This window comes from Salinisphaera sp. SWV1 (assembly GCF_052044155.1).
Classification (GTDB): Bacteria; Pseudomonadota; Gammaproteobacteria; order Nevskiales; family Salinisphaeraceae; genus Salinisphaera.
The window spans coordinates 90,591-117,173 of record NZ_JBQDYE010000003.1; the positions used below are offsets into that span (position 1 = coordinate 90,591).

At 65.3% G+C, this 26,583-nt stretch carries 25 protein-coding genes; 9 read left to right on the forward strand and 16 right to left on the reverse strand.

Translation table 11 applies throughout. The annotated features are described in order from the left end of the window. Window positions 1-9: 9 nt before the first annotated feature. Complete coding sequence (sufT, locus tag ACS8YF_RS02450) at window positions 10-561, reverse strand: putative Fe-S cluster assembly protein SufT (protein WP_109992714.1); 552 nt, start codon at window positions 559-561, stop codon at window positions 10-12. 198 nt (window positions 562-759) lie between these two features. Here sufT and ACS8YF_RS02455 point away from each other — a divergent pair, with 198 nt between their 5' ends. From ACS8YF_RS02455 to ACS8YF_RS02475, 5 genes are all read left to right on the forward strand, one after another. Next, window positions 760-1,131: a sirohydrochlorin chelatase gene (locus ACS8YF_RS02455; protein WP_440848629.1), complete on the forward strand. Its 372-nt coding sequence runs from the start codon at window positions 760-762 to the stop codon at window positions 1,129-1,131. An 18-nt stretch (window positions 1,132-1,149) separates the two neighbouring features. Continuing rightward, entirely contained in the window at window positions 1,150-1,626 is a 477-nt protein-coding gene (locus tag ACS8YF_RS02460) for a TspO/MBR family protein (protein ID WP_440848630.1), read from the forward strand. A 169-nt stretch (window positions 1,627-1,795) separates the two neighbouring features. Beyond that, on the forward strand, window positions 1,796-2,683 hold the full coding sequence (locus ACS8YF_RS02465; protein ID WP_440848631.1) for an SDR family oxidoreductase: 888 nt from the start codon (window positions 1,796-1,798) through the stop codon (window positions 2,681-2,683). A 148-nt stretch (window positions 2,684-2,831) separates the two neighbouring features. Next, a complete protein-coding gene (greB, locus tag ACS8YF_RS02470; RefSeq protein ID WP_440848632.1) occupies window positions 2,832-3,305 on the forward strand; it encodes a transcription elongation factor GreB in 474 nt (157 codons plus the stop codon). Window positions 3,306-3,342: 37 nt separating this feature from the next. Further along, window positions 3,343-4,602, forward strand: coding sequence for an MFS transporter (locus ACS8YF_RS02475; RefSeq protein ID WP_440848633.1), 1,260 nt, complete (start codon window positions 3,343-3,345; stop codon window positions 4,600-4,602). 6 nt (window positions 4,603-4,608) lie between these two features. Here the strand turns inward: ACS8YF_RS02475 and ACS8YF_RS02480 are convergent, their stop codons facing one another. The 6 genes from ACS8YF_RS02480 to ACS8YF_RS02505 all read right to left on the reverse strand — a co-directional run bounded on the left by ACS8YF_RS02480 (window position 4,609) and on the right by ACS8YF_RS02505 (window position 12,222). After that, on the reverse strand, window positions 4,609-5,628 hold the full coding sequence (locus ACS8YF_RS02480) for an efflux RND transporter periplasmic adaptor subunit (protein ID WP_440848634.1): 1,020 nt from the start codon (window positions 5,626-5,628) through the stop codon (window positions 4,609-4,611). 41 nt (window positions 5,629-5,669) lie between these two features. Next, window positions 5,670-5,873 carry a DUF1656 domain-containing protein gene (locus tag ACS8YF_RS02485; RefSeq protein WP_440848635.1) on the reverse strand — a complete coding sequence of 68 codons (204 nt, stop codon included), beginning with the start codon at window positions 5,871-5,873 and terminating at the stop codon, window positions 5,670-5,672. Beyond that, window positions 5,863-7,971: an FUSC family protein gene (locus tag ACS8YF_RS02490; RefSeq protein ID WP_440848636.1), complete on the reverse strand. Its 2,109-nt coding sequence runs from the start codon at window positions 7,969-7,971 to the stop codon at window positions 5,863-5,865. Before ACS8YF_RS02490 ends, ACS8YF_RS02485 begins: the two co-directional genes overlap by 11 nt. Before the next feature lie 322 nt (window positions 7,972-8,293). Beyond that, a complete protein-coding gene (locus ACS8YF_RS02495; protein ID WP_440848637.1) occupies window positions 8,294-9,478 on the reverse strand; it encodes an acetyl-CoA C-acetyltransferase in 1,185 nt (394 codons plus the stop codon). Window positions 9,479-9,613: 135 nt separating this feature from the next. Then, a complete protein-coding gene (gene acs / locus ACS8YF_RS02500; protein ID WP_440848638.1) occupies window positions 9,614-11,569 on the reverse strand; it encodes an acetate--CoA ligase in 1,956 nt (651 codons plus the stop codon). Window positions 11,570-11,724: 155 nt separating this feature from the next. Then, entirely contained in the window at window positions 11,725-12,222 is a 498-nt protein-coding gene (locus tag ACS8YF_RS02505; protein WP_440848639.1) for a CC0125/CC1285 family lipoprotein, read from the reverse strand. Window positions 12,223-12,383: 161 nt separating this feature from the next. Between ACS8YF_RS02505 and ACS8YF_RS02510 the strand changes: the two genes are divergently transcribed. Further along, window positions 12,384-12,812, forward strand: a complete 429-nt coding sequence (locus ACS8YF_RS02510; RefSeq protein ID WP_440848640.1) for an organic hydroperoxide resistance protein — start codon at window positions 12,384-12,386, stop codon at window positions 12,810-12,812. Window positions 12,813-12,965: 153 nt separating this feature from the next. Here ACS8YF_RS02510 and ACS8YF_RS02515 read toward each other — a convergent pair whose 3' ends face one another. The 3 genes from ACS8YF_RS02515 to ACS8YF_RS02525 all read right to left on the reverse strand — a co-directional run bounded on the left by ACS8YF_RS02515 (window position 12,966) and on the right by ACS8YF_RS02525 (window position 16,157). Further along, window positions 12,966-13,343, reverse strand: coding sequence for a hypothetical protein (locus ACS8YF_RS02515; RefSeq protein ID WP_440848641.1), 378 nt, complete (start codon window positions 13,341-13,343; stop codon window positions 12,966-12,968). A 69-nt stretch (window positions 13,344-13,412) separates the two neighbouring features. Beyond that, window positions 13,413-14,057 (reverse strand): rhomboid family intramembrane serine protease, encoded by a 645-nt coding sequence (locus tag ACS8YF_RS02520; protein ID WP_440848642.1) that lies wholly within the window; start codon window positions 14,055-14,057, stop codon window positions 13,413-13,415. A gap of 102 nt (window positions 14,058-14,159) precedes the next feature. Further along, window positions 14,160-16,157, reverse strand: coding sequence for a BCCT family transporter (locus ACS8YF_RS02525; protein ID WP_440848643.1), 1,998 nt, complete (start codon window positions 16,155-16,157; stop codon window positions 14,160-14,162). 287 nt (window positions 16,158-16,444) lie between these two features. On the opposite strand from ACS8YF_RS02525, the gene ACS8YF_RS02530 reads away from it, so the two are divergent. Further along, window positions 16,445-18,004 carry a BCCT family transporter gene (locus ACS8YF_RS02530; protein WP_440848644.1) on the forward strand — a complete coding sequence of 520 codons (1,560 nt, stop codon included), beginning with the start codon at window positions 16,445-16,447 and terminating at the stop codon, window positions 18,002-18,004. Between the two features lie 79 nt (window positions 18,005-18,083). Next, window positions 18,084-18,563 (forward strand): Hsp20/alpha crystallin family protein, encoded by a 480-nt coding sequence (locus ACS8YF_RS02535; protein ID WP_440848645.1) that lies wholly within the window; start codon window positions 18,084-18,086, stop codon window positions 18,561-18,563. Window positions 18,564-18,774: 211 nt separating this feature from the next. Here the strand turns inward: ACS8YF_RS02535 and ACS8YF_RS02540 are convergent, their stop codons facing one another. Continuing rightward, window positions 18,775-19,371 carry a nitroreductase family protein gene (locus ACS8YF_RS02540; protein ID WP_440848646.1) on the reverse strand — a complete coding sequence of 199 codons (597 nt, stop codon included), beginning with the start codon at window positions 19,369-19,371 and terminating at the stop codon, window positions 18,775-18,777. 86 nt (window positions 19,372-19,457) lie between these two features. Next, window positions 19,458-20,060 (reverse strand): NAD(P)H:quinone oxidoreductase, encoded by a 603-nt coding sequence (gene wrbA, locus ACS8YF_RS02545; protein ID WP_440848647.1) that lies wholly within the window; start codon window positions 20,058-20,060, stop codon window positions 19,458-19,460. Between the two features lie 154 nt (window positions 20,061-20,214). Between wrbA and ACS8YF_RS02550 the strand changes: the two genes are divergently transcribed. Further along, window positions 20,215-21,126: a LysR substrate-binding domain-containing protein gene (locus tag ACS8YF_RS02550; protein ID WP_440848648.1), complete on the forward strand. Its 912-nt coding sequence runs from the start codon at window positions 20,215-20,217 to the stop codon at window positions 21,124-21,126. Here the strand turns inward: ACS8YF_RS02550 and djlA are convergent. The 4 genes from djlA to ACS8YF_RS02570 all read right to left on the reverse strand — a co-directional run bounded on the left by djlA (window position 21,119) and on the right by ACS8YF_RS02570 (window position 26,563). Further along, a complete protein-coding gene (djlA, locus tag ACS8YF_RS02555; RefSeq protein WP_440848649.1) occupies window positions 21,119-21,922 on the reverse strand; it encodes a co-chaperone DjlA in 804 nt (267 codons plus the stop codon). The genes ACS8YF_RS02550 and djlA overlap by 8 nt on opposite strands. A gap of 52 nt (window positions 21,923-21,974) precedes the next feature. Then, window positions 21,975-22,658: a ligase-associated DNA damage response endonuclease PdeM gene (pdeM, locus tag ACS8YF_RS02560; RefSeq protein WP_440848650.1), complete on the reverse strand. Its 684-nt coding sequence runs from the start codon at window positions 22,656-22,658 to the stop codon at window positions 21,975-21,977. 1,159 nt (window positions 22,659-23,817) lie between these two features. Continuing rightward, window positions 23,818-26,307 carry a ligase-associated DNA damage response DEXH box helicase gene (locus tag ACS8YF_RS02565; protein ID WP_440848651.1) on the reverse strand — a complete coding sequence of 830 codons (2,490 nt, stop codon included), beginning with the start codon at window positions 26,305-26,307 and terminating at the stop codon, window positions 23,818-23,820. Then, the gene (locus ACS8YF_RS02570; protein WP_440848652.1) at window positions 26,300-26,563 is read right to left on the reverse strand and encodes a hypothetical protein; all 264 of its coding nucleotides are present in this window, start codon (window positions 26,561-26,563) and stop codon (window positions 26,300-26,302) included. Before ACS8YF_RS02570 ends, ACS8YF_RS02565 begins: the two co-directional genes overlap by 8 nt. Between the last annotated feature and the right edge of the window lie 20 nt (window positions 26,564-26,583).

Below are 26,583 nucleotides of genomic sequence, written 5' to 3' on the forward strand. Positions count from 1 at the left end.
CCGGGCCGGCTAGAGCATGCCGACCTGGAGCTTGGCGGCGTCGCTCATCATTTCCATGCTCCAGGGCGGATCGAAGACCATTTCCACGTTCACCCGGACCACGGTCGGTACCATCTTCACCTTGGCGCGCACGTCGTCGACCAGGATGTCGCCCATCCCGCAACCCGGTGCGGTGAGCGTCATGTCGATATCGACCACGCGATTATCCGGGTCGCTGTGGTCGAATTCACAGCGATAGACCAGGCCGAGATCGACCAGATTGATCGGAATCTCCGGATCGAACACGGTCTGCATCTGTTCCCAGACCATCGCCTCGACGTCCTCGGCGGTGGCGTTGTCCGGCAACTTGAGCGGCTCCGGCATTTCCTTGCCGATGGCGTCGGCGTTCTCGCCCGCGATGCGGATGAGATTGCCGGCGATATAGACGGTGAACGAGCCACCCAGCGCCTGGGTGACGTTGCCGTGCGTTCCCACCGGAATCTCGACGGTGTCGCCGGCCGGGATGAGCACGGCCTCGCAGTCGCGCGTGAAAGTCACGGGTTCGTTCTGGGGCATTGACATGTCGAACCTCGCCGAAATCGGCGGCGTTTGTCGATCGGGCCGGTATTCTATCAACTCGACCAAACGATGGCTTGCCCGCCCGTTCGGCGCGGCCCGATCCCACCGCCAGACCGGGCCGCGTCTGGTAGCATCAAGCCGTCGTGAAACGGGTCGATGCTGAATGAGTGTTCGACAACTCGCATTACCGGGAATCACTGTATGACAAACGCTTTGCTCGTGGTGGCCCACGGCAGCCGCCGGGCCGAATCCAACGATGAGGTCCGCAGCCTGACCGACCGGGTCCGGACCACTGCCGGTGATCGCTTCGCGGCGATCGAGTGTGCCTTCCTGGAGCTGGCGCCGCCGAGCATTCCCGACGGACTGGAAAAGCTGATCCAGGACGGTGCCACGCATGTCACGGTCCTGCCGTATTTCCTGGCGGCCGGGCGCCATGTGGCCGAGGACATTCCGGCCGACGTCGCGCAGACCCGTGCCGCGCATCCGGACGTCACGATCGAGATCGCGCCCTATCTGGGCACCTCGGACGCCATGCCCGGACTGTTGCTGGATACGATCGACACCGCGGGCTGACCGCCAGAGGAGCTTGCCATGACCGCATCGCCCGCCGAACGGCGCTTCAACCCCACGCGGGCCGCAGCCGTGTGCGGCATCCTGGTCGCGCTGACCTCGCTGTCCGGCGCGCTGGCGCCGCCCGGCGACTGGTACATCGCCCTCGATCAGCCGCCGGGCACGCCGCCGAATGCGGCCTTCCCTATCGTCTGGACACTGCTGTACATCGCCATGGCCGTGGCCGCCTGGCGCGTGTGGCGCGCCCGCGGACTCGGCCGTGAACTGGGTCTGTTCGTGCTCCAGCTTGCACTCAACGCGCTGTGGATGCCCGTCGCCTTCGGCGCACACGCGCTGGGCTGGGCGCTGCTCGTGATCGTTGTGCTGTGGCTGGCGATCGCGGCGACCACGGCGGCGTTCTGGCGCGCCGACCGCCTCTCCGGGCTGTTGTTCGCCGTGTATCTCGCCTGGGCCAGCTATGCGCTGTATCTCAACGCCGGCCTGGTCTGGCTGAACTGAGCCATGGGTTTTCGGGGCGAACAAAGCCTCTGGGGCCGGCGCTATCGCTGGCTGATGCGCACCGGGCGCATGGCGCCAAGCGGATGCCGCCGTGGCTGGCCGAATATGCAATGCATCCGGCACGAGCGCGGAAATTGACACCAATCCCATCGACCATTCGGAGGAGACCATGGCCGAATTGAACCCCCCCGCCGCGCCCAGTCTGGCGGGCAAGACGCTGTTCATCACGGGCGCCTCGCGCGGCATCGGGCTGGCCATCGCCAGGCGCGCCGCGGCCGACGGCGCCAACGTCGCGATCGCCGCCAAGACCGACAAGCCACATCCCAAGCTGCCCGGCACCGTACATACCGCCGCCGCCGAGATCGAATCCGCGGGTGGCCATGCCCTGCCCATCGTCTGCGATATTCGCGACGAGAATGCGATCGAGGCGGCTGTGCGCGCAACCGCCGAGCATTTCGGCGGCATCGATATCTGCGTGAACAACGCCAGCGCCATTTCACTGACCCAGACAACGGACACGCCGGCCAAGCGCTACGACCTCATGCACCAGATCAACGGCCGCGGCACGTTTCTGGTCAGCCAGGCCTGTATTCCCTATCTGCGGCAGGCGGAAAACCCGCATGTGCTCAACCTCTCGCCGCCGCTGGATTTTCAGCCCAAGTGGTTCGCCCCGCACGTCGCCTATTCGATGGCCAAATACAACATGAGTCTGTGCGTGCTGGGCATGGCCGAGGAATTCCGCGACGACGGCATTGCCTTCAACGCCCTGTGGCCGCGTACCGGCATCGCCACCGCCGCCATCGACCTCATCGGCGGCGAGGAACTGCGCCAGCACTGCCGCATACCGGATATCGTGGCCGACGCGGCGCACGTCATCCTCACCCGGCCGGCACGTGAATTCACCGGCCAATTCTGTATGGACGACCGGATCCTGGCCGAAGCGGGCGTGACCGATTTCTCGGTCTATGCGGTCGACCCGAGCCAGGAACTCTGGCCGGACTTCTTCGTGCCGGACGATCTGCCGCCGCCGCCCGGCTCGATGGGCGGGGCTGCCTGAAGCACGCCATCCCACACGGGCCAGCGCCCGCAGCGGCCGTTTACATCCGCTTCGCAGCCCGTGGGCGCTCGACGATATGGCCTCGGTGCAGCGCTGACCCGTATTGCGTCCTGGTTTATGCTGCGCCTGTTTTACCGACGGACCCGACATGGCCAAGCGCGACTACATCACCCGTGAAGGCTGGCAGGCCCTGGCCGACGAGCTCGATCACCTCTGGCGCGTGAAACGCCCGTTCGTGGTGCGCAAGCTGGCGGATGCCGCGGCCGAGGGCGATCGCTCGGAAAACGCCGAGTACATCTACCGCAAGAAGGAACTGCGCGAGATCGACCGGCGCGTGCGCTATCTGGGCAAACGGGTCGACGAACTGACCGCGGTTTCGCCGCGAGCCGACAGCCCGGACCAGGTCTTCTTCGGGGCCTGGGTCGATGTGGTCGATGCCGACGACTCGCGGCATTGTTATCGCATCGTCGGCGCGGACGAAACGAATGCCGCCACCGGCGCAATCAGCCTGCATTCGCCGGTCGCACGGGCCCTGCTCGGCAAGCGCACCGGCGACGTGGTCGAAGTGCAACTGCCGGACTCGCGTCGCGAACTGGAAATCGAAGCCATCCGCTACAGCTGAGGCGCAGCCCACTGGACTATGCAACAATCCCGCGCTCATGCGTGGCGCGTTGACTCCGGCGGCCGATAGCGTTCTGCGCGATCCGGCCTTTCTCAAACTGCTGACCAGCCGGCTGACGGCGGCCACCGCGGTGCAGATCCAGTCTGTGGTGGTGGGCTGGCAGCTTTACGCCATGACCCACAGTGCGCTGACGCTGGGCTGGGTGGGGCTCGCCCAGTTTCTGCCGATGGCCGCGCTCGTACTGCCGGCCGGCGATGCCGCCGACCGCCTGCCGCGGCGCCTGCTGCTGATCGCCAGTGCCGCGATCATGACGCTGGTCTCGCTGATCTTCCTCGTACTCACGCTGTCCGGCACCCGGTCGCCCATCGGCTTTTTCGCAACGCTGGCGCTGTTCGGTGTCGCCCGGTCATTTTCGGGGCCGAGCCTGACCTCGCTGTTGCCGCAAATCGTGGGGGAAGCACGCTTGCCCAAGGCGATCGCGATCAATTCGTCCGTTTTCCAGATCGCCGTCATCGGCGGGCCGGCCATCGGCGGCGCCATCTATCTGGCCGGGCCCAGCGTCGCCTATGCGGCATGCGCGACCCTGTTCGGGGTTGCCGCCGCTTCGGTGGCGCGGATCCGCCGCCCGCTGCCGGCCAAGGCCGACACCACGACCCAGAGCGCCTTCGCCCGGTTTACCGCGGGCATCGTTTACGTGCGTTCCCGGCCAATCATTCTCGGCGCCATCTCGCTGGATCTGTTTGCCGTGCTGCTGGGCGGCGCCACCGCCCTGCTACCGGTCTACGCCCACTCGATTCTGCATACCGGCCCGGCCGGCCTCGGCGCCCTGCGCAGCGCGGTGGCCGTGGGGGCGTTCGCCATGGGCCTGTATCTGAGCCGGGTATCGCTGAACCGCCGCGCAGGACCGACCATGTTCGTCGCTGTGGCCGTATTCGGTCTGGGGACGATCGTGTTCGGCTTGTCCACCCACTTCGCCCTGTCGTTCGCGGCGCTGGTCATCATGGGCGCGGCCGACATGATCAGCATGTTCGTGCGCTCGTCACTCATCCAACTGGCCACACCCGATGCCATGCGCGGCCGGGTCAACGCCGTGAACATGCTGTTCATCGGGGCCTCGAATGAGCTCGGCGAATTCGAATCCGGGGTCACCGCCGGTCTGCTGGGCACCGTACCGGCCGTGGTACTCGGCGGCCTGGGCACGCTCGCGGTGGTCGGCGGCTGGCTGTGGATGTTCCCGGCACTGCGCCGCGTCGATCGGCTCGAGGACGTCGGCCGCGCACCTGTCGACACCGGCTGAGCGGCGTCAGTGGTTGCCGGCGCCGTTCGCCCCGGCGGACGACGATGATCGCCCGGCGTGATCTTCGTCGCCGAACTGCCCGCGCCGGGCCGGCGACCAGCGCAGGTTGCCCTTGTGCGCGGAGGCCGCATAGCCGCCGGTGTCGCCGGCCTTGGGGTGAACATGCACGGTCGCGGTCAGGCCCACGGACAATGGCAGCTTCTGCGGCGGCCGGTCGAAGGCGATAGCCACGGGCACACGCTGGGCCAGGCGTACCCATTGAAATGTGGGGCTCACGTTGGGCAGATTGCGCTCGCCCGGCGCATTGTTGCCGACCGCAATGCCGCGGCCAATACTTGCGACATGCCCCTTGAGATGGGTATCGCCGGCCATGAGCGTGATATCGGCCGGGTCGCCGACCGCAATCTTCGCCAGCTTGGTTTCTTCGAAATAAGCGGTGACACGGAAGGTTTCGGCGTCGACCAGGGTCATCGCCGATGACCCCTGGGAGGCGTAGTCGCCCTGGTCGAGCAGCAGATGCGTGACATAGCCGTTGACCGGTGAACGCACCGCAGCCCATTGCAGATTCTGTTTCGCCTGCGCGAGTTTGGCCTTGGCCTGGGCAACCGAAGCGCGGGCGGATTCGGCATTCGACTGCGCCTGCTGCAGATTCTGCGTCGACACGCCGCCCGGCGGCAGTTTTTCGAGCCGACGGGCCTTGCGCTGCGCATAATGTTCCTGGGCCCGCGCCTGGGCCAGCGAGGCCCGGGCTTCGGCCACTGCGTGCTTGAACCGTATCGGCTGAATCTTGAACAGCAATTGTCCCTTGCGGACATAGCTGTTGTCGGCCACCGCGACATCGGTCACCGTGCCGGACACCTCGGGTGCGATATTGATGACGTCAGCCTGTACCCGCGCATCACGGGTCCAGGGCGCATAGACGTAGTGCTGCCAGGCGAACCAGCCCAGCACACCTGCGATTGCCACGACCACGAGCGTGGCAGCCACCCGCGCCGTTGTTTTCAGAATATTCTTGGGATTGGCCATCAACTCACCAGGACTTCACGAAATCATACGCACGACCACGCTCAGGGGCCGAACCAGAGCAGGAGGCAGGACAACAGGATCACGAACACGGCCGCACCGGCCAGCGCGGGATGCCAGAACAGGCGATAGAGATGCAGGCGCTGGGCGAACCAGCGCAGGATGAAATACACCACACCGGTTACGGCCAGAAACCCCAGGAAGACGGGCAGGTAGATGCCGCCGATGGTTATCGTTTCAGGTAACACGATCGGCCTCCCCGAGGCGAATACGCCGCCCCTCGGTATTCTCGCGCGCCTGCCCGTAATCGGCCAGTGCGGCAGCCATCAGCTCGGCCGAGACCGAGGCCCGAACGCCGTAGCGCATACGCTTGCGCGGCGAGAAGGTCAGCGCCTCATCGAGCAGCCGCCGGGCCAGTCGATTGGCCTCGCCCTGCATTTCGAACACTCGTTCGACGCGCGGGTAACCCCGCTTGAACAACGATTCGAGCCCCACGAGTGCATCATGGATGGCGGCCCGGGTATGGCCACTGAAACCGGCGCGATCGGCCAGTACCCGCAGCGAGCGGGCCTCGACACCCATGTTGACCGCGGCGAAGGCCGCCTGGCGGGCAGAGACATGAAATTCGCCCTGATCCGCCGCCGTTGGCAGTTTGACCAGCCGATCATAGACCCGGGTCTCGAAGCGTTCACGGGACTCGGCGAACCCGGCCGCCAGTTCACCGAATATGCCCGCCAGTCGCGCACGCAACAGCTGCCTCGGATCGACCGGCAGCACCAGCGCGAACGCCACGAGCGCCAGAATGACCGCCAGCTCGGCGCCCAGAAACGTCTCCAGGAAACCGACGAATGTCTGGCGGCTGCCGTCGTTGGCGGGATGCACGAATAGTGCAAACTGCACCAGGGCCACCCGGCCGATCAGCGCGGTGGGCGGATTGACCATTGCCAGCCCTGCGACGAATACACAGGGCATCAACACCAGCATCAGCATGGCGAAGCTGTTCGCTGGCGGCAGGAACACGAAATTCACGAAAAAAGCGGCCCCCCCGGCAACAAGCCCGCCGATGCCGAAACCACGCGCGCCGCCGGCCGGATCGTCCATCAGCGCGAACAGCGTCGTCAGCACCGACAGCAGCACCATGGTCCCGGCCAGTGCCGGCTCGTCGTGCGTCGCCCAGATCGCCGCGCCCGAGCCCATGGCCGCGATCGCCCGGATCGTGACCTTGACCGATTCCCCGATCGGGTTGGCGGTCGAGAACTCGCTGCGACGGGATGCGTTGCGCGCGCCGGCACCGCGTTCGGCAATCAGCATGCCGTGCTTGATCACCGCGGCACGCATGCGGTTGGCCATATCGAGCGCGCGACTGAGTACCACCCAGTCGACCAACGAGCGCTCCCGGTGTCCCCCGTCGCCGTTGAGGCGGGCATCGGCGAGTACATCGTTGTACGCCTTGCCGAAGGCACGCTTGATGGCGCGCGTGTCGCCTGGATCGGCCTCCAGTAATGCCGCAGCTCGATCGAGCGCCGCGAGGGGACGCCGGTCAACCGCGGATCCGAGCTTGGCGAGATATACCTGCAGCGAGGCCATGGCGCTGACAATCGACAGCAACTCATAATCCAGACGTCGTGCCAGCCGGTTGTATTCACCGAAGCCGGGCGCGTCGAAACGCGCGTACTGGCGCGTTTGCTCGAGCTTGAGCGTCTTTTCCACCAACGCATGCAACTGCGGGTGCGGCGTATTCGGGTTGCTGTCGCCATCGACTTCGTCCGGGGGACGATCGAGCTCGCGGAACTGTCGCCCGATCGCCTTGAGCGCATCCACACGGGCCTCGAAATACTTCCGCGCGGTTACGCTCGGGGCCAGCACCACGCTCACGAACGCCGCCACCACCGCCGCCAACGCGGTTTCGGACGAACGCGCCACCGCCACCGAAAACACCGTGGTCGGATCCGACATCGCACGTACGCCGATGATCACCGCCACATAGCCCGCCAGCACGAAGCCGTAGGACAGGTTATTGCGGAACAGGCTGGCACAGAACACCATCGCCGACACCCAGGCGACCAGCGCGACCGAGAACAGCGTGTAACTCTGGGCGAACAGCGCGATCAGCAGGATCGCGACACAGGCGGCCACGAAGGTACCGGCCAGACGCGCAAAGCCGCGCACGACCAGAAAGCCCGGCAAGGGCTGAATGAGGATCGCGACATTGATGAACGCCCAGTAGGCGTTATCCAGTTCGAGATAGAACGCCAGCCACAGCGACAGCGCCACCGAGACGCAGCAGCGTATAGCGAAGGATATGTTTTCTCCGCTGGGCGCGAACAACCAGGCCAGGCGCGACATGCCCGCCATTATCCGTTGCACAATGCATTCAGGCCACCCCGGACTTGCACGTCGCCGGCATCCCGGCCCATCGGCCCGGGAATATACGCTCGCCAAAAAAATACCGGCCGGCGCATGTGCGCCGGCCGGAAGCCGCGATTACGCGGGCGATCGTGGGAAAGACAAGCGCGCACGCATTGGAGGAGAACAACACGACGCAAGATCACCCGCGCAGTACAACTGTTGCAAGCTCGGTGCCAACATCGGTGCGCCGGCCGGCATGGCGGCCGGGATTTCGCCAGACCCATGATTGGCTTTGTCTACGCCAACACCGCGCTTGCGTTCACGGGCGCTCGATAGCCAGCGCAACACCCTGTCCGCCCCCCACACAAAGAGTCGCGAGGCCACGCCGCGCTTCGCGTTTGCCCATTTCGTGCACCAGGGTCACCAGAATGCGGCATCCGGATGCACCAACCGGGTGCCCGAGCGCAATTGCGCCGCCATTGACGTTGACCCGATCGAGCGGCCATTGCATCTGCCGGTTCACGGCGATGGCCTGGGCCGCGAACGCTTCGTTGGCTTCGATCAGATCGAGATCGCGCACCGACCAACCCGCGCGTTGCAGACAGGCCTGGCTGGCCGCCACCGGGCCGATCCCCATCAAGGCGGGGTCCACGCCCGCCGTGGCATAGCCGGCGATCCGCGCCAAGGGCGTCAGACCGAGCTGGCGACAACGTGCCGCCGTGGTGACCACCACCAGCGCAGCGCCGTCGTTCAAGCCCGACGCATTGCCGGCCGTGACTGTACCGTCGCGCTGGAACGCCGGCTTGAGGCCGGCCAGGCTTTCGGCGGTCACGCCCGGCCGCGGGCCCTCGTCGCGAGCGAAGGCGATCGGATCGCCCCCCTTCTGCGCCACCGCGACCGGCAGGATCTCGTCCTCGAACCGGCCGTGCTTGGCCGCCTGTTCCGCGCGTTGTTGCGAGGCCGCGGCGAACTCGTCCTGCTCGGCGCGCGCGATCCGATACTTGTTGGCCACATTCTCCGCCGTGCGGCCCATGTGGTAGTCGTAGAACGCATCCCACAGTCCGTCATGGATCATGCTGTCCTGCATCGGCCACTCGCCCAGCCGGCGCCCGCGACGCGAGCCCGGCAGCAGATGCGGTGCCTGACTCATCGACTCCTGCCCGCCGGCGATCACCACACGGGCGTCACCGAGCGCGATCATTCGGGCTGCTTCGATGACGGCCGACAGCCCGCTGCCGCAAACGCGGTTGAGTGTCGCCGCCGGAACACGGTCGGGCAGGCCGGCGTGGCGCGCCGCCTGGCGCGCCGGATTCTGACCGCAACCGGCGGTCAACACTTGACCGAGCACGACCTCATCGATTACATCGGGATCGATCGCGTGGCGGGACAGCGTATCGCGGATAAGTGCGGCCCCGAGCCGGCTTGCCGGCAACTCTGCCAATGTACCGGACAACCGGCCGATCGCCGTACGCTGCGCGGCGGCGATGACCACATCGTTAGCCATGTTTGGATTCCTTGAACGCCGGAGGCCGGCATCATGATGGTGCACTGCAGCATCAGGCTAGCAAAAAAAAGGCCGGCACCGGCGGGCGCTACGCGCCTCGGCCGGCCCGGCCGCCCCCTAACCCGACCCCGGAGGTCAGGCCCCCCGGGCTTGTAGCTGCTCGAGAATCTGCGGATTCTCGAGCGTCGAAACGTCCTGCGTAACCTCGTCCCCGCGCGCGACCGAGCGCAACAGGCGGCGCATGATCTTGCCGGAACGCGTCTTGGGCAGCCCGTCGGCAAACCGGATCTCTTCCGGTTTGGCGATGGCACCCAATTGCTCTGCCACCCAGTTACGCAAATCCGATGCCAACTGCTCGCTTCCCTCGCCGCTCTTGAGGATCACGAACGCGACGATGGCCTCGCCCTTGACGTCATGCGGGCGCGAAACCACGGCGGCTTCGGCCACTTGCCCATGGGCGACGAGGGCAGACTCGACTTCCATCGTACCGAGACGGTGCCCGGAAATATTCACGACGTCGTCCATGCGTCCCAGAATACGGAAATAGCCCTGCTCGTCGCGCTGTGCGGAATCGCCGGCGACGTAGGTATGGGCATCGTACATGCCGAAGTAAGTCTCCTTGTAGCGCTCCGGGTCGCCCCAGATGGTGCGCAACATGTACGGCCAGGGTTTCTTGACCACCAGCACCCCGCCGGCCCCGGCATCGTTCACCGGCTTGCCGGCTTCATCCAGGATATCGGCCGCGATACCCGGCAGCGCGTGCGTCACCGAGCCCGGCTTGGTGGGCGTGTAGGACGGGATCGGCGTAATCATGTGACCACCGGTCTCGGTCTGCCACCAGGTGTCGACGATCGGGCAGCGATCATGGCCGATCATCTTGCGGTACCACATCCAGGCTTCCGGGTTGATCGGCTCGCCGACCGTGCCCAGCACCTTGAGGCTGTCCAGCGCATGACGCTGCGGGAATTCATCCCCGTGCTTCATCAGCGCGCGGATCGCGGTCGGCGCGGTGTAGAAGATGGTGACCTGATGGGTGTCGACCATTTTCCAGAACCGATCGGCTTCCGGGTAAGTCGGCACGCCTTCGAACATGACCTGGGTTGCGCCGCAGGCCGTCGGGCCATAGGTGATGTAGGTGTGTCCGGTGATCCAGCCGACATCGGCGGTGCACCAGAACACATCGTCGTCGCCCAGGTCGAACACCCAGCGGCAGGTACAGATCGCGCCCAGCAGATACCCGCCGGTGGAGTGCTGGATGCCCTTGGGTTTACCGGTGGAGCCCGAGGTATAGAGAATGAACAACGGGTGCTCCGCGTTCACCCATTCCGGCTCGCACGTCTCGGACTGGCCGTCAATGGCGTCGTGCCACCACAGGTCGCGGCCCGAGGTCATGGTTACCTCGGTGCCCGAGCGTTTGAGCACGATAACCTTTTCGATCGAAGCGCCGCCCTGGGACAGTGCCTTGTCGGCCACGTCCTTGAGCGGGATCAGCTTGCCGCCACGATAGTTGCCATCGGCGGTGATGAGCATCTTGGCCTCGGCGTCGTCGATGCGGTCGCGCAGCGACGGCGCGGAGAACCCGCCGAAGACCACCGAGTGGATCGCGCCGATCCGGGCGCAGGCCAGCATGGCGATCGCCGCCTGCGGCACGTTGGGCAGATAAATGACCGCCCGGTCGCCCTTGCCCAGACCATTGGCCTTGAGCGCGTTGGCGAAACGGCAGACCCGCGCATGCAGCTCGCGATAGCTGATGTGCTCGACCTCGCCGTCGTCGGATTCGAAAATGATCGCGGTCTTGTCGCCGCGGCTTTCCAGATGCCGGTCGAGACAGTTGTAGGACACATTGAGCTCGCCGTCGGCGAACCACTTGAAAAACGGCGCATTGCTGGCATCCAGGGTCTGGCTGAACGGCTTGTGCCAGTCGATCTGCCGGCGCGCCTGATCGGCCCAGAAGCCCTCGTGGTCCTCCTCGGCTGCGCGATACAGCGCCTCGACATCAGCTGGCTTGAGCGTCGCCTGATCGACGAACGCACGGGGCGGTTCGAACACGCGATCTTCGCGCAGAACCGATTCGATCTTGCTGTCAGTCATCGGATCCATTCATGTCGGTATGTTTAGGCCAGCATACGGAATCCCCCGCGGGGCATGCATCAGACGATAGCCTTATGGCCGCAAGGCACGGCGACGGGTGCGGCGGCAACCGGCCGGTCCGGCACGGCCCGTCCGGACGACGATACAGCGATCGCTTATCGCCGCCGGGCCGCCACTTCGGGCGCGAGGTTCTGCTTGACCTGTCGCGCGTCGTAGACGTCGGGCCCCTGATCGGGCACATTCGGGCCGATCTGGATCTGCAGCACGCATTCATAGCGTGTGCGGCTCACACTGCCGGTGCTGTAACCGATGCCGGTGCCCCAGAACGGATAGCCCCAGCCATAGCCCACCGCGGCGGTGGGGCCAAAATCATTGTTCTCGGTAATCGGCGATGTCTGTTGCGATACCACGCGGAAATGGTCATCGCCGTGCGATAATGCCAGGTCGGCGGCCCGGAACAGGGCAAAGTTCTCGACTGTTTCACGGGCCGTGCCGTCATCACCGGCAAAGCTGACGCGATAATGCTGGGCCGTGAGCTTGGTATCACGGTAACCGAAATCGCCGGGCGCGGGCGCGGGCCGATAGACCGGCCCGGAAGCACAGCCGGCAAGCAGAGCGACCAGAGCGGTCAGCCAGAGGAAACGCGTCTTCATGATGCTCATATCGTGGTGCCGGCTGCGGATTTCGGTGCGGCGCGCGGTTGATTCTAGCTTAAGACCACAGGGCGCGCCGGATGTTCATGGGTCACTTCTAGTTGCGCGCAACATAACGTCGTGACAATCTCACGGCTTCATTTTAGCCCCAAGGCCCCCCCATGGCAGTCGACAAGATTCTTTATGAGGCCGAAGCCACCGCAACCGGCGGCCGGGACGGCCGCGCGGCGAGTTCGGACCCGGTGCTGGACGTGAAACTGTCGACGCCGAAGGAGCTCGGCGGCGCCGGCGGCGACGGCACCAATCCGGAGCAACTGTTCGCAGCAGGTTATTCAGCGTGCTTCATCGGCGCGATGAAGGTCGTCGCCGGCCAACAGAAGATCAAGCTGCCCGAGGACCACAGGGTCACCGGACACGTGGGTATCGGCCCGTCGGGCGACGCCTTCGGTATCGCGGTAACCCTCGATGTCTCGCTGCCCGGACTGGAACAACACACGGCCGACGACCTGGTGGCCAAGGCACATCGGGTCTGCCCCTATTCCAACGCCACCCGCGGCAACATCGAGGTCACGCTCAACGTCAGCGTCTAGCAGCGTAAATGCGCGCCCGGCAGGGCGCACCGATGAACCGCCGGGCGACGGTGGACGACCGCAAAGCCGCATGGGGCGAAAAAGCGTCGGCGCCGGGCGATACGCCGGCGTTCCGGGGCCCTGTGTTCGCCATTATGGTCGGCGGCCCGGCCTTCAGTGCGTATCGCGCGCCGGACGGCCGAGTTCGTAGAGCGCCGAGATGGCCAGCACCAGCGGCATGACCGCCGTGAGCATGATAACGAGTGCGCCGATATTGGCGATCCAGATGGCGTGACCGATGCCGATCACGTCCACACAAAGCACCAGCGCCGCCAGCACGATCATGGCCCAGCGCGCCGCCGCCAGGCGTCGAAAAATCCCCAGGCCGCCGATGAAGGCAATCGCGCCCACCCCGACCATCGCCGCAAGGAAGACATTGTTGAGTGGCACGTCCGGCGGGTCGAACCAGAACATGAACCCGCTGATGGCCGTCATCGCACCCACGGTGCAGAACACCAGCCCGAATATGCGGTGAAGCAGGACGCTGTTCATGGCGCGACAACGCGCACAACCGCGCGGTGCGGCGGCACGGTCACGGCGGGCAAGCGGTACGTCATGCCCTCACCCGCCGAGGCGCCCCTGGCGCCGCCAGATCATCAGCAGAATGAAGCCGAACGCCATGCCACCGAGATGCGCGAAATGCGCCACGCCGGCCTCGGTGCCCGTGACGCCGAAAAACAGTTCCAGTGCGCCGTACCCCAACACGAAATATTTCGCCGGCATCGGGATGGGCGGAATCAGCAGCATGACGCGCACGTTGGGAAACATCATGCCGAAGGCCAGCAGAATGCCGAACACGCCGCCCGAGGCACCCAGTGTCGGCGCGACCGGTCCGGACTGGATGAATGACACCACCACCAGCTGCGTCAGCCCGGCCCCGATCACGCATACGGTGTAGAACAGCAGGAATCGCGCCTGTCCCCATATCTGCTCCAGCACGCGGCCGAACATCCACAGGCCGAACATGTTGAAGAACAGATGGAAGAAGTTCGCGTGCAGAAAGGCGTAGCTGACCAGCTGCCAGGGCTTGAAACCGACGCTGATGCCGGTCGCGGCCACCGGGAAGTTTCCCAGCGGCCACAAGGCAAAATGCAGGATCATCAACTGCGGATCGTAGATGCGCAGCAGAAAACCGATGCCGTTGGCGATCAGGAGCCATTTGATCATCGGCGGCACGGCAGTCAGGGCGAGCGGATTGGGGCGCATGAACATCCGGGCTGGCGAAAACGGGGTCAAGGATAACCGATCGGGGAGTCGTCACCGACGACGAAAGGACCGGCGCCCGCGAGCGCCGGGTTCCGGATGCGACTAATCGCGCATCAAATGCAGGAAATGCAGATGCTTTTCGTACTGATCGAGGATGTCGCCGATCAGCTGCGCCCGGGTGTACCCGACCACGCTGTATTGCTGTCCCCCCTCGCGCAGATAGACCTCCGCGCGATAATGGCTGCGATCGCGGGTATCGTCCCGGCGCGCACGCAGCGCGCCCATGGCGAACGACGGCGCGGCGAAGCGGCGGGCGCGCACGCCGTAGACGAAGTCGATCTCCGCCCCGTGGTCCACGTCGATGTAACAGCGATCGTCCTCGATCGAGACATCGGCACTCATGCCCGACTCTTGGAACTTCTCGGCCACCTCGTCCATCGCCGGCTTGACCGTGTCCTTGAGGAAGGTCTCGATCTGACCGCGCTGCGGCGAAGACACCAGCGTCTCGAGCCGGCGCTGCCAGTTGCCACCCGCGCCCGAGGCCACGTTGGAGGGTGTATTCATCATGTGGCGCATCGAATCCTGCTTGACCGCCTCGACTTTCAGCGACTTGTACAGCCCCAGCGCCATGATGAGAATGATGAGGGTGAACGGCAGCGCCGAGGCCAGCGAGGCGGCCTGCAACGCGCCGATACCGCCGGCCAGCAGCAGTACGATGGCCACCAGACCCTCCGAGACCGCCCAGAAGATGCGCTGCCAGACCGGCGCCTCCTCGCCGTCCCGGGCGGTGAGAATGTCGATCACCATCGAGCCCGAGTCCGAGGACGTCACAAAGAACGTTACCACCAGGATCGTGCCCAGCACCGACGTCACCATGGTCAGCGGGAAGTGCTGAAGAAAGACAAACAGCGCGGTGGAGACATTGGCATTGGCCGCACTCATGAGGTCGGTCGCGCCCTGGGCCATGACCATGTGCAGGGCGCCATCCCCGAAGGCGCTCATCCACAGGAAGGTGGCGCCCACCGGCACCAGCAGCACGCCGCCGACGAATTCGCGGATGGTCCGCCCACGCGACACACGCGCCACGAACATGCCCACGAACGGCGACCAGGAGATCCACCACGACCAGTAGAACAGCGTCCAGCCGCTCATGAAGCTCCGGGTGTCCTTGCCACCGGTATACACGTACGAATTGAACGTCATGTCGACCAGCGAGGACACATAGTTACCGACGTTCTGGGTGAACGACTGGAAGATATACAGCGTCGGCCCCAGCACGATCACGAACAGCAACAACGCCGCCGCCAGCCACAGGTTGAGTTCGGACACGCGGCGGATGCCGGCATCCAGCCCGAACACGACAGATGTCGTGGCCATGGCCGTGATGATGCAGATCAGCACGATCTGCGTGAACATCGAATCGGGCACGCTGAACAGGAAATTCAGGCCCGAGGCCACCTGCTGCGCGCCGAGCCCCAGCGAGGTCGCCACGCCGAACAACGTACCGAACACGGCGAGCACATCGACCGTGTTGCCGATCGGACCGGCGATGCGCTTGCCGATGAACGGATACAGCGCCGAACTGATGCGCAGCGGCAAGTCGCGCCGGAAACCGAAATAAGCCAGCGCCAGGCCCACCACGGCATAGATCGCCCAGGCATGCACCCCCCAGTGGAAGAAGGTGATGCGCATCGCCTCCTTGGCCGCGGCCGGCGTATGGGCCGGTCCGGTCGGCGGATTGGCGTAGTGCAACACCGGCTCGGCCACCCCATAGAACATCAGCCCGATACCCATGCCGGCCGAGAACAGCATGGCGAACCACGACAGATATGAGAAATCCGGCTCGCTGTGGTCCGGCCCGAGCTTGAAGGAACCGTAGCGTGACAGCGCCAGCACGATGCAGAACACCAGATAGACGCCGACCGAGGCCAGGTACAGCCAGCCGAACTTCCCGATCAGCCAGCTCTGGACCGCACCGAAGAACCGGTTGGCCGTTTCGGGCACAGCCGCGGCGAAGATCACCAGCAGGCCGACCACCACCACGGACGGAAAAAAAACCGGCGGGTTGATTCCTGCCTTAGTCTGTATAGTATCTGTCATGCAGCACGCGCAATTATGTTGCGCGCATCGTTTTAACATGCCTGTCCACGCGGTGACTGGCCGGGGGCATCGGCATGGCGTAGTCTGAATGCGGGCTGAAATCGCCGTCAGGTCATCGAAGGGGGCGCCACGACCCGGCCCGGTCATGGCAGCGCGAGCCCGCGTCGCGCCCGGTTCACAAGCCACAATCCCCCGCGTGCTTTTCGACGTCCCCGGCCGTCCGCGCGCCGCACCATGACCCGCGCGCTGGCCGTCGGCAGACGAACCCAACAGGGAGCATACCGTTCATGTCCCAGATCAAAACCTACCTGAAAACCCACACCAATCCGCCGGTATTCCTCATATCCGGCGGATTGCTGCTCGTGCTGGTGACGCTGGCCAGCGTTTTCCCCCAGGGGTTTTCCGGCGTCGCCAACGCGATCCAGAACTTCATCGTCACCTACTTCGGCTGGTTCTATATTCTCAGCACCACGCTGTTCCTGGTGTTCGTGGTGTTCATCGCGGTCAGCCGCTTTGGCAACCTTCGCCTGGGCGCCGACGACTCCACACCCGACTTCGATACCTGGTCGTGGATCTCGATGATGTTCACCGCCGGCATGGGTATCGGGCTGGTCTACTACGGCGTGTCCGAGCCGCTGCTGCACTACAAGAATCCGCCCGTGGTCGACGGCAAAACACCCGCGGCCGCCGAATCGGCGATGAACTACACCTTCTTCCACTGGGGCCTGCACCCATGGGCGATCTATATCGTGCTCGGCCTGTCGCTCGGCTATTTCGCCTACCGCCGCGACCTGCCGCTCAAGCCGGCTTCGGCGTTCTATCCGTTCATCGGTGATCGCATCTACGGCCCCATCGGCCATTTGATCGACATCCTCGCCGTTTTCGGCACCCTGTTCGGGCTGGCAACCTCGATTGGCCTCGGCGCAAGCCAGATCTCGGCCGGCCTCGGCCAGCTATTCGGCTTCGCCGACGGCCTGACCACCGAGTTGCTGGTCATCCTGGCGGTCGAAATCGTGGCCATCACCAGCGTCATGCTCGGCGTGGACGCCGGTATCCGGCGGCTGTCGGTCATCAACATGTGGCTGGCGATTGGGCTGGCGGTGTTCGTATTCGCGGTGGGGCCGACGGTGTACCTGCTGAGCTATCTCGCCACCGACACCGGCTTCTATCTCCAGCACCTGGTACAGACCAGCCTTAATATCTTCACCGACAAGAAGGGCCAGAACTTCCAGGATGCCTGGACGCTGTTCTACTGGGGCTGGTGGATTTCCTGGTCGCCGTTCGTGGGCATGTTCATCGCCCGTATTTCCTACGGCTACACCATTCGTCAGTTCATTCTGGGCACGCTGTTGATCCCCACCGGTGCATCGCTGGTCTGGTTCGTCATCTTCGGACGCAGCGCGCTGTACTACGTCATGCACGGCGGCGACTCGGCTCTCATGCATGCCAACTCCGCCAACGCCATTTTCGTGCTGATGAACCAATTGCCGATTCCGGCCTGGATCGCGATCATCGCCTCGGCGCTGGCCATCGTCGTGGTCACGCTGTTCTTCGCGACCTCGTCGGATTCGGGCTCGCTCGTGGTCGATATCCTGACCAACGGCGGTGACCCGAACCCGATCTGGCAGCAGCGCCTGTTCTGGGCAATCATGGAAGGCGCGGTCGCAGCCGTGCTGCTGATCGCCGGAACGGTTGGCGGCGGCAATCCTCTGTCGGCCTTGCAGATGGCGGCGGTAACCTCGGGGCTGCCGTTCTGTCTGGTTCTCGTGATCATGTGTTTCGCGTTGTACAAGGCACTCAACGAAGAGACGATACCGACGCGTGCCATCAACCCGAAGCGCGCCTGATCGCGCCGCGGTTGCACCTTCAAGCGGCCGGGCCCGATGATGACTGGGCCCGGCGCCCGAACCCATTCCGGAGGTTTCCATGGCTGACAATCCCCACCCCCCCAAATCCCGTCACAACCCGTTCCGTGGCTTCCTCGACGTCATGAGCGAGATGAACCGCGCACAGGAACAATGGATGACGCGCGGCAAGGTCAGCGGCAGCGGTCGCACCCATGCGGGCGCCTACGTGCCGCCGGCCGACATCTTCGCCATCGGCAACGACCTGATCGTGCGCTGCGAAGTAGCCGGCGTGAAGAGCGAGGATGTCTCGGTGACCGTCGCCAGCAACGTGCTGACCATCTCGGGCCAGCGTGATAGCGAACTCAACGACGACGAGGTGCTCTACTACACCCGCGAGCGCGTCTACGGCGAGTTCCGGCGCGCGATGATCCTGCCCAACGGGGTGGACGAGTCCGACATCAACGCTACCGTGCGCAACGGACTGCTCGAAATCCGCGTGGCCGGCGGCGCCGCGGCCAAGCCGCACGCGATCAACATCGTTGATCAGAACGACGACTGATTCTCGTCCAACAAAGTGCATCACAAGGAGGCCGCCGGGAAACCGTCGGCCTCTTTTCGTGTCGCCGGCCGCCGTGTCAGGCGACACCGGGTTGCAGCCCCAATCGCCTGGGGCCAACAAGGCGCACCGCCGATCCAAGGGGCCAGGTAAAACGGCGGCCGGTTATTGGCGCCTGTTTCAGCAGAACAAGGCGGGCTACCGGGACAAACTCTTAAAGCCCGGCGCTTTCGCCGAACCGATCGCCAAAGACGAATGCCGAGATCGGGCGCCGCTCGCGCGGCGTGGCATCGCGTTCGGCCAGCGCGGCGTCGTCCCCGCCCGTCTTGTCGGCGTAGCCGATCGCTATCGCAGTCAGGGCCTCGGCGTTCATCGGAATCGAGAACGCACTGCGCGCGGCTTCCGGGTCCAGTCCGATCATCTGGTGGACGTGCAGGCCACGCGCCGTGGCCTCGACCAGCAGACTACCGACCGCCAGACCGAGATCGTGCTCGGCAGCCTTGTTCGGATTGCCGTTACCCACGAATTCCCGAACGACCGTGCCGAGCACGAGCACCGGCGCCCGGTACGCCCATTTCCGATTCGGCTCCGCCAGACACTGCAGGATGCGGTCGTGCGCATCGCCCTGCTCGCGCCGGCCGACGATGAACCGCCACGGCTGTTCGTTGTAACTTGAGGGCGCCCAGCGCGCGGCCTCGAACAACGAACGCAGGTGCGCCGCCGGCACGGGTTGTTCGCTGAACACATAAGGGCTCCAGCGCACGGCCAGCAGATTCCTGATCGGATGATCGACGTCAGCGGTCTTTTTCATGCCCACTCTCCGGTTGCGGCTCGGCGCGGCCGGCCCGTCGGCCAGCCGCTGACGTGATCATCTTCGCATAGGGCCGAGCGTGTCGGTCAGCCCGAGAATTGCGTGGCCAGCCGGGCGACCTTTTCGCCCTGGTAGCGGGCGATGGACAATTCATTGCCGGAGGGCTGACGCGAGCCGTCGCCGCCGGCATAGGTCGATGCGCCGTAGGGCGAGCCGCCGCGCAGCTCGGAAATATCGAACAGTTCCTGGGCGCCCGCGTAATCAAGGGGCGCGATCAGCATGCCGTGATGCGCCAGCGTGTTCCAGAACGACGTGATCGTCGTCTCGTTGCCGGCGCCGGTGGCGCTCGAAGTGAATACGCTGCCGATCTTGTTGACCAGCTTGCCGTTGGCCCAGAGACCGCCGGTCTGATCGAGGAAGGTGCGCATCTGGCCGGCCATGTTGCCGAAGCGGGTCGGTGTGCCGAACACGATGGCGTCGTAATCGGCCAGCTCATCAGGCGCAGCCTCCTCGCCCGCCAGCGCGCCCTTGGCACCGATGGCATCGAGCGCTTCGCGGCTCATGGTTTCCGGCACGTGCTTGAGCGCGACCTCCACGCCCTCGACGGACTTCGCGCCCTCGACCACCGCCTGCGCCAGCGTTTCGATATGGCCGTACATGGAATAGTAGAGCACCAGAATCTTTTTCATACGAACTCCTCGGCCCGTTTCGGCCTGAATATTGTTCAAACGGATTCAATCGGACGACCCGACTGCAGCAATGTCGAGACTAGACCTGTGGCGCCGCCGCGCATAGCAAGGCTTTCTGGCATAGTTGTTCAGATTTTCCGAATGCCTACCATCCATGACCGAGTCCGTCCGCCTGGAAGCATTGGAGGTGTTGGACGCCATCGACCGGCACGGCAGCTTTGCGGCGGCGGCGGCCTCGTTGTACCGCGTGCCTTCCGCGATCTCCTACACCGTCAACCAACTCGAGGCCGAGCTCGGCATCCGCGTGTTCGATCGTACCGGTCATCGCGCCGTGCTCACCCCCGCGGGCCGCCTGCTGCTCGACGAAGGCCGGCGAATTCTTGTGGCCACACGAGAACTCGCCGCCGCGGCCCGGCGCCAGGCGGACCACTGGGAGCCGGAACTCAAGATCGCGGTGGACGCCACCCAGCGGCCGGCCGATCTGTGGCCGGTGATCGCGGAATTTGCCGCCGCGCACCCCGCCATCAACGTGCGCATGAACGAGGAAGTCCTGGCCGGCAGCTGGGAGGCCCTGGTCGACGAGCGCGTCGATCTGGCGATCGGGGTCACCGACCCGCCGGCCAACGCCAGCATCCAGCGCACGCAGTTCGGGCGCATCGAGTTCGTCTTCTGCTGTGCGCCCGATCATCCGCTCGTGGACGCGCCAAGGCCACTGTCCGAAGACGCGATCCGGGCGCATCGTGCGCTGGTGGTCGCCGATACCGCGCGTCAGTTCGCCCCGCGCAGCGGCAACCTCATCGACGGCCAGCCGCGGCTGACCGTATCGAGCATGCGTACCAAGATCGAAGCCCTGGAACGCGGCCTGGGCGTCGGCTACTGCCCGCGCCACTGGGTCGTCGACGCGATCGCCGGCGCGCGGCTTGTTGCGCTGCCGACCGCCACCCGGCCGGCCGCGCGCGACACCTACCTGCTGTGGCGTCGCGGCGAACACGGGCGCGCGCTGCAATGGTTCATCGACCGGCTTGGGCGCGGCTTCGGCTCGCCGCCCGGCGCGGAGACTAATTGATGCCGCGCGCCTCGCGGATGCGTTCGTAGGCCGCCCCGATCTCGCGGGTCTTTTCCTCCGCCATCGCGCGCATGCTCTCCGGCATACCCTTGGAGGCCAGCTTATCCGGATGATTCTGGCTCATCTGGCGACGATAGGCCTTCTTGACCTCCGCGTCGCTGGCCTCCGACGAAACGCCGAGTACGTCGTAGGCCTGCTTGAGTTGATCCTCGGGCGACACGCCGGCCCGGGACCCCATGCCGTCGCCGCCAGTGTCGCCGCTAGCCGCACCGCGCGCACCCAGCATCGCCTCGAGCTGGCGAATCTCCATCTCGGAAAGGCCCAGCCCGCGGGCCACGCGCATGAGCGCGGCATGTTCGGCCGAGCTGACCTTGCCATCGGCCGCGATCGCCGCGATCTGCACCTGCAGGAACATCTGGTGCAGCGCGCGCTGGCCACGGGCGACCTGCACGAACTTCGCGACTTCCGCATCCAGATCGAAATCGCCCTGCTTGCCGCGATTGAACGAGCGACGGGCGTCGTCCTTTTGCGTATCCGACAACCGCAGACGCGTGAACAATTCCTCGGCCACGCGGATCTCGTCGCGCGTGACCTGGCCGTCCGCCTTGCACAACGCGCCCATCACGGCGAACGTGGAATCCAGGAACTGGGACTGGATCTGGCCCAGATTGCCCCGCCGCAGGGCCATCGCCAGCAACTGGGCGACCCAGTAACCCACAACAGCGCCCAGCAGCGCGCCAGAAAAACCCATGAACGAGGCGCCGATGAGCGCCCCGGCAATAATCGCGATCAACATCCGCGCGATTCTACCCGCGCCGCACCGGTTACGGCGAATCCGAAATGCTGATTCACGCCAGCCGCGCCTCAATCACCTCGCCCTCGCCGATCACGAACACACGATCGTCAACGCCCGGCGCGATCCGGCCGCCGCCAGCAAACCCGCAAAATGCCGGCAGCACCATGCCACCCGGACGCACCCAGAACGCCGGGCAGCGTACGCGTTCACCGGCGGCCGTCAGGCGCACGACCGGGTGGAGATGGCCGGCGAGCACCGGGCCACGGAAATCCTCGCCCGGCTCGTGCCGGCACACGAACGGCCCGATCCGGCGCGCGCCCGGTTGCCAGTCGATATCCATATCCACCGGCAACTGGCGCACACGATCATGGTTGCCGCGCGTGACCACGATCCCGATATGGTCGTGCCGGGCGCGCCATTCGGCGAACCGCATCAACCAGGGCTCGTCGCGAGTCGGCGGGGCGTGTACGAAGTCACCGAGCACGATCAGCCGCTGTGCGCCGGTCACTTCCAGCGCGTGCTCGAGCCGGGCGAGATCGTGCTCCGTGGTGCCGGTCGGCACGTTCACGCCCTGACGCCGGAACACGCCGCCCTTGCCGAAATGCGTGTCGGCCACGAACAGCGTCCCGCCGGCCGGCCAGAACAGACTGTGATCGGCGCGCAGCAGCAGCCGTTCGCCAGCCAGTTCAAGCTCGGCTTGCTGGAGCGGGAGTCGTGTATCGGCGCTTGCGGTCATCCGTCTTTTACACGTTGATGTGTGGCCAGCTTAAATGCGGCGGCAAGAGGCCCCAAGCGAGCATCGTGCCCATCATGGGTCGCGTCATACACTGGGCACGGAGCAATCGGCGACCGACGTATTCGATTTATCCAGTGCGGATAGGGCGCTGTCAGAACCGGCTCCGCAAATTAAACAGCGAAACAAAACTTCCTCCGCCTTCGAGCGTTCGCGCTTGGAAAACTCGCGAGTTTCGCGTTACTTGAGGTTTCGCGCTGTAGCGCGACTCCCTTTCGTTTGCTTGTCCCAACGAAAGGAAGCAAAGGAAACGACACCCTACCTTGCGCCGATGCTTTTCGCATCGGTGCCCTGCGCGGCTCCGGCCGCAAGAGGGACAGCCGCGAAACTCGCGCCGCTACGCGGCACTCAGACACACGGCTGTCTTGCTCCTCTTTCGGCCTCCACTGCTCGGCGCTGCGCTCAAGGGAACCCGAATACAGGCACGGCGCGCGAGGTAACGGAGTTCGTGTCTGTATTACCTCCCGTCTGAGGCGACGGAGACGCGCAGCGGCGACGGGTGTCCGGCGCACTGCGCCGGTGCGGCAAGCTGTCTGAGGACGGCCAAAGCCGTCGGAGTTTTTGCCGCATCGCGTCGCCGCGAGCATCGGAGTGTCGCCCCGAGAAGCGGAGCAGGGCCTTCCCGCAGCTAAGCTGTGGGATGCGACCTTCGGCGGGTCGAACCGGACGAGTCGTAGCGTGGGGCTCATGCCGAACGCCGGCGGTCGCATCCCGGCTACGCCGGGAAAACCCTGCTCCTCGCCTCGTACGGCACCGGCAAAGTCGGCGCCGATGCGGGTGCCCTTTTCTTGGTTCCTTCTTTTTTTTGAGGGTGTAGACAACTTAACTGCCGGTGATAAACGCAATATCAGATCGTTACGTAGGTGGATTAGGTGCTTGCACCGTAATCCGACAGCCGAGCCTCGGCACTCGCCGATTGAGCGTCGGGTCGCGCGCTGCGCGCTAATCCGACCTAAACCCAAGACATTGTTTTTAAATTCGGTAGGCGGAATAAGGGTTTGTCTACACCCTCTTTGGGCAAGCAAAAGAAGGGGCTCGCACTGCAGTGCGAAACCCGAACCACTGCGCACCTCGCGAATCGTCCGGCATCCATGACCGGAACTCAACGCCCCGATTTCTTATCCGCCGCTTTTTCGAGCTGCACGGTCATGCGCTCGACCCGATCACGCCAGGATTCCCCGGTCACCTGACTGGCCACCCGCTCGACCCAGAGCGGAAAACCGAGCGGCGTGAGCCGCGGCGGCTCGGCCAGCCGGATCGACTGGTCCGCAATCGCGGCGAGCGCGGATCGCAGCCGTCCGATCTCCAGCTCCCGCTCAAGCACTTCCCGGCGCGCCTGTCCCAGCAGGCGATTTTCGGCGTCGTAACGCGCCAGGACGTCGTAGACCAACCCGCTGGAGGCCTGGATCTGGCGCGCGCTCTTGGATGTACCCGGGTAACCGGGAAATACCAGCCCGGCGATACGCGCGATATCGCGAAAGGCGTGTTTGGCCAGCTCCGACGCATTGAGACAGGTCAGCAGATCGTCCACGAGATTGTCTTCCGGCAACGCGGCTCGCAGTTCATTCTCGGTGAAATCCACCTTCGAACGGGTGACCAATTCGAAGCCGTAATCGTTGACCGAAAAGCGGAACGTCGCCTTGTGCATGCGCGCCAGCCGCCAGGCCACCAGCGCCGACAGGCCTTCGTGGGCAAGCCGCCCGGCAAACGGATAGAAGAACCAGTGCCGGCCTTCGCGGGAGGTGACGTGCTCGATCAGCAGTTCATCGGCGGCCGGCAGCACCGACCAGCGTTGCTGTATTGCCAGCAGATCGTGGATCGCGGCCAGTTCCGGCTCGTCGTAGTGGTTGTTTCGAGCGGCTTCGAGCAGTTCGCGGATGGCATCCGCGAGCGTGCCGGAGATCGCCATGCGCCCGCCCGCCCAGCGCGGTACCTGGCGATTCTTGCGGGTGGCTGTTTTCACATAGGCCGTCAGCTCCTTCACGCGCACCAGCTCCAGCAGCCGCCCGGAGAACAGAAACACGTCACCCGGCTTGAGCTGCGCGATGAAGCGTTCCTCGACCGAGCCGAGCCGGCCGCCCTTGACCCAGCGCACGCTCATCGCGGCATCCGAGGTGATGGTGCCCATGGTCATGCGGTGCCGCCGCGCGATGCGCGGGTCGTTGACGACGAGGCTGCCGCCGACGAGATCTACACGCCGGAATTCCGGATAAGCCGCGAGTGCCGCCCCGCCGCGGGTGACGAAATCCAGCGTCCATTGCCATTCGTCGTCGGTGATATCGCGATAGGCATGCGTGCTGCGAACCTCGGCCAGCAGATCCTCGGGTGCGACCCCACCCGCGCCCGTGCTGCCGAGCGCTCGCGTGACGATATGCTGGGCGAGCACGTCGATGGCGCCGGTCAGCGGGCGCCGCGCCTCCAGCTCGCCGGCATGTGCTTTTTTGCGCGCGGCCGCGATCTCGACCAGCTCGAAGGCATGGGTCGGTACGCACAGAATCCGACTGGGCACGCCGGGGCGATGGCCGGAGCGCCCGGCCCGCTGCAGCAGCCGCGCCACGCCCTTGGGGCTGCCGACCTGGATCACCTGATCGACCGGCGAGAAATCCACGCCCAGATCGAGGCTGGACGTGGCCACCACGCAGGCCAGCCGGCCATCGGCGATCATCGCCTCGACCGTGTCGCGCAGCTCGCGGTCGAGCGAGCCGTGGTGCAGCGCGATTTTCTCCAGCCAGTCCGGCCGGGCCCGAATCAGCGCCTGATGCCAGAGTTCGGCCTGCGAGCGCGTGTTGGTGAACAGCAGCGTGGTCCGGGCTTTTTCGAGCGCGGCGATTACCGGCGCCACCATCTGCGTGCCCATATGCCCGGCCCAGGAGAAACGCTCGATGGTTTCGGGGACCAACGCCGTGATTTCGGTGGTGGAAGGCACCACGCCGCGGATATGGGTGACCGGCTGGCCGCCCGTGAGCACGTCGCCGGCCTCGTCGAGATTGGCCAGTGTGGCCGACACACCCCAGGTTCGCAGCCGCGGATTAATGGCCCGCAGGCGCGACAGCCCCAGTTCGAGCGCCACGCCGCGCTTGGTCGAAAGCAGTTCATGCCATTCGTCGACCACCACACACTGCAGCCCGGCAAACATCTGCTCGTGATTGGCGTAGGACAGCAGCAGATTCAGACTTTCCGGCGTGGTCACCAGGGCGCTCGGCAGCTTCTTGCGCTGGCGCGCCTTGACGTGCGACCTGGTATCGCCGGTACGCCGCTCGACGGTCCAGTTCAGGCCCAGTTCGGCGACGGACGCCGCCAGATGCTGCGTGGTATCGGCGGCCAGTGCGCGCAGTGGCGTGATCCAGAGCACGGTCAGGCCCGGCGTGGCGGACTCGTCGTCGACACGCGCCAGCCAGTCGTTGACCGCGCCGAACCAGGCAGCCAGCGTCTTGCCGGTGCCTGTCGGCGCATGGATCAGCCCCGATTCGCCGCGGCGCTGGGCGGCCCAGGCCGCGCGCTGGAAATCGAAGATCCGCCACTCGCGGTCGGCGAACCAACGCTCGATACGGGGATCGACAGCGACACGATCCGGCGCGATCGCCTCACTCATCGGCCGGTTTCTTGCGGCTCCAGCGCGTGGCGATGCCGCGTGCCTTGTCCGACAGCCACGGGAACCTGCGCTCGAAGCGCGCGAGTTGCTTCTGCACCCAGCGCGAATACGGCGCCAGCAGGATCGCGGAGACGATCAGGAACAGCACGCCCTGAAGAATCGGCAGCACCAGGCCTGCGACGCCGAGAAAAAAGAAGAAGACGCCGGCGCCGATGCGCAGGTAATCGCGCCAGGTCATATCAGCCCAGCGAATCACTCGGGGCTCTTGGTCGTCAC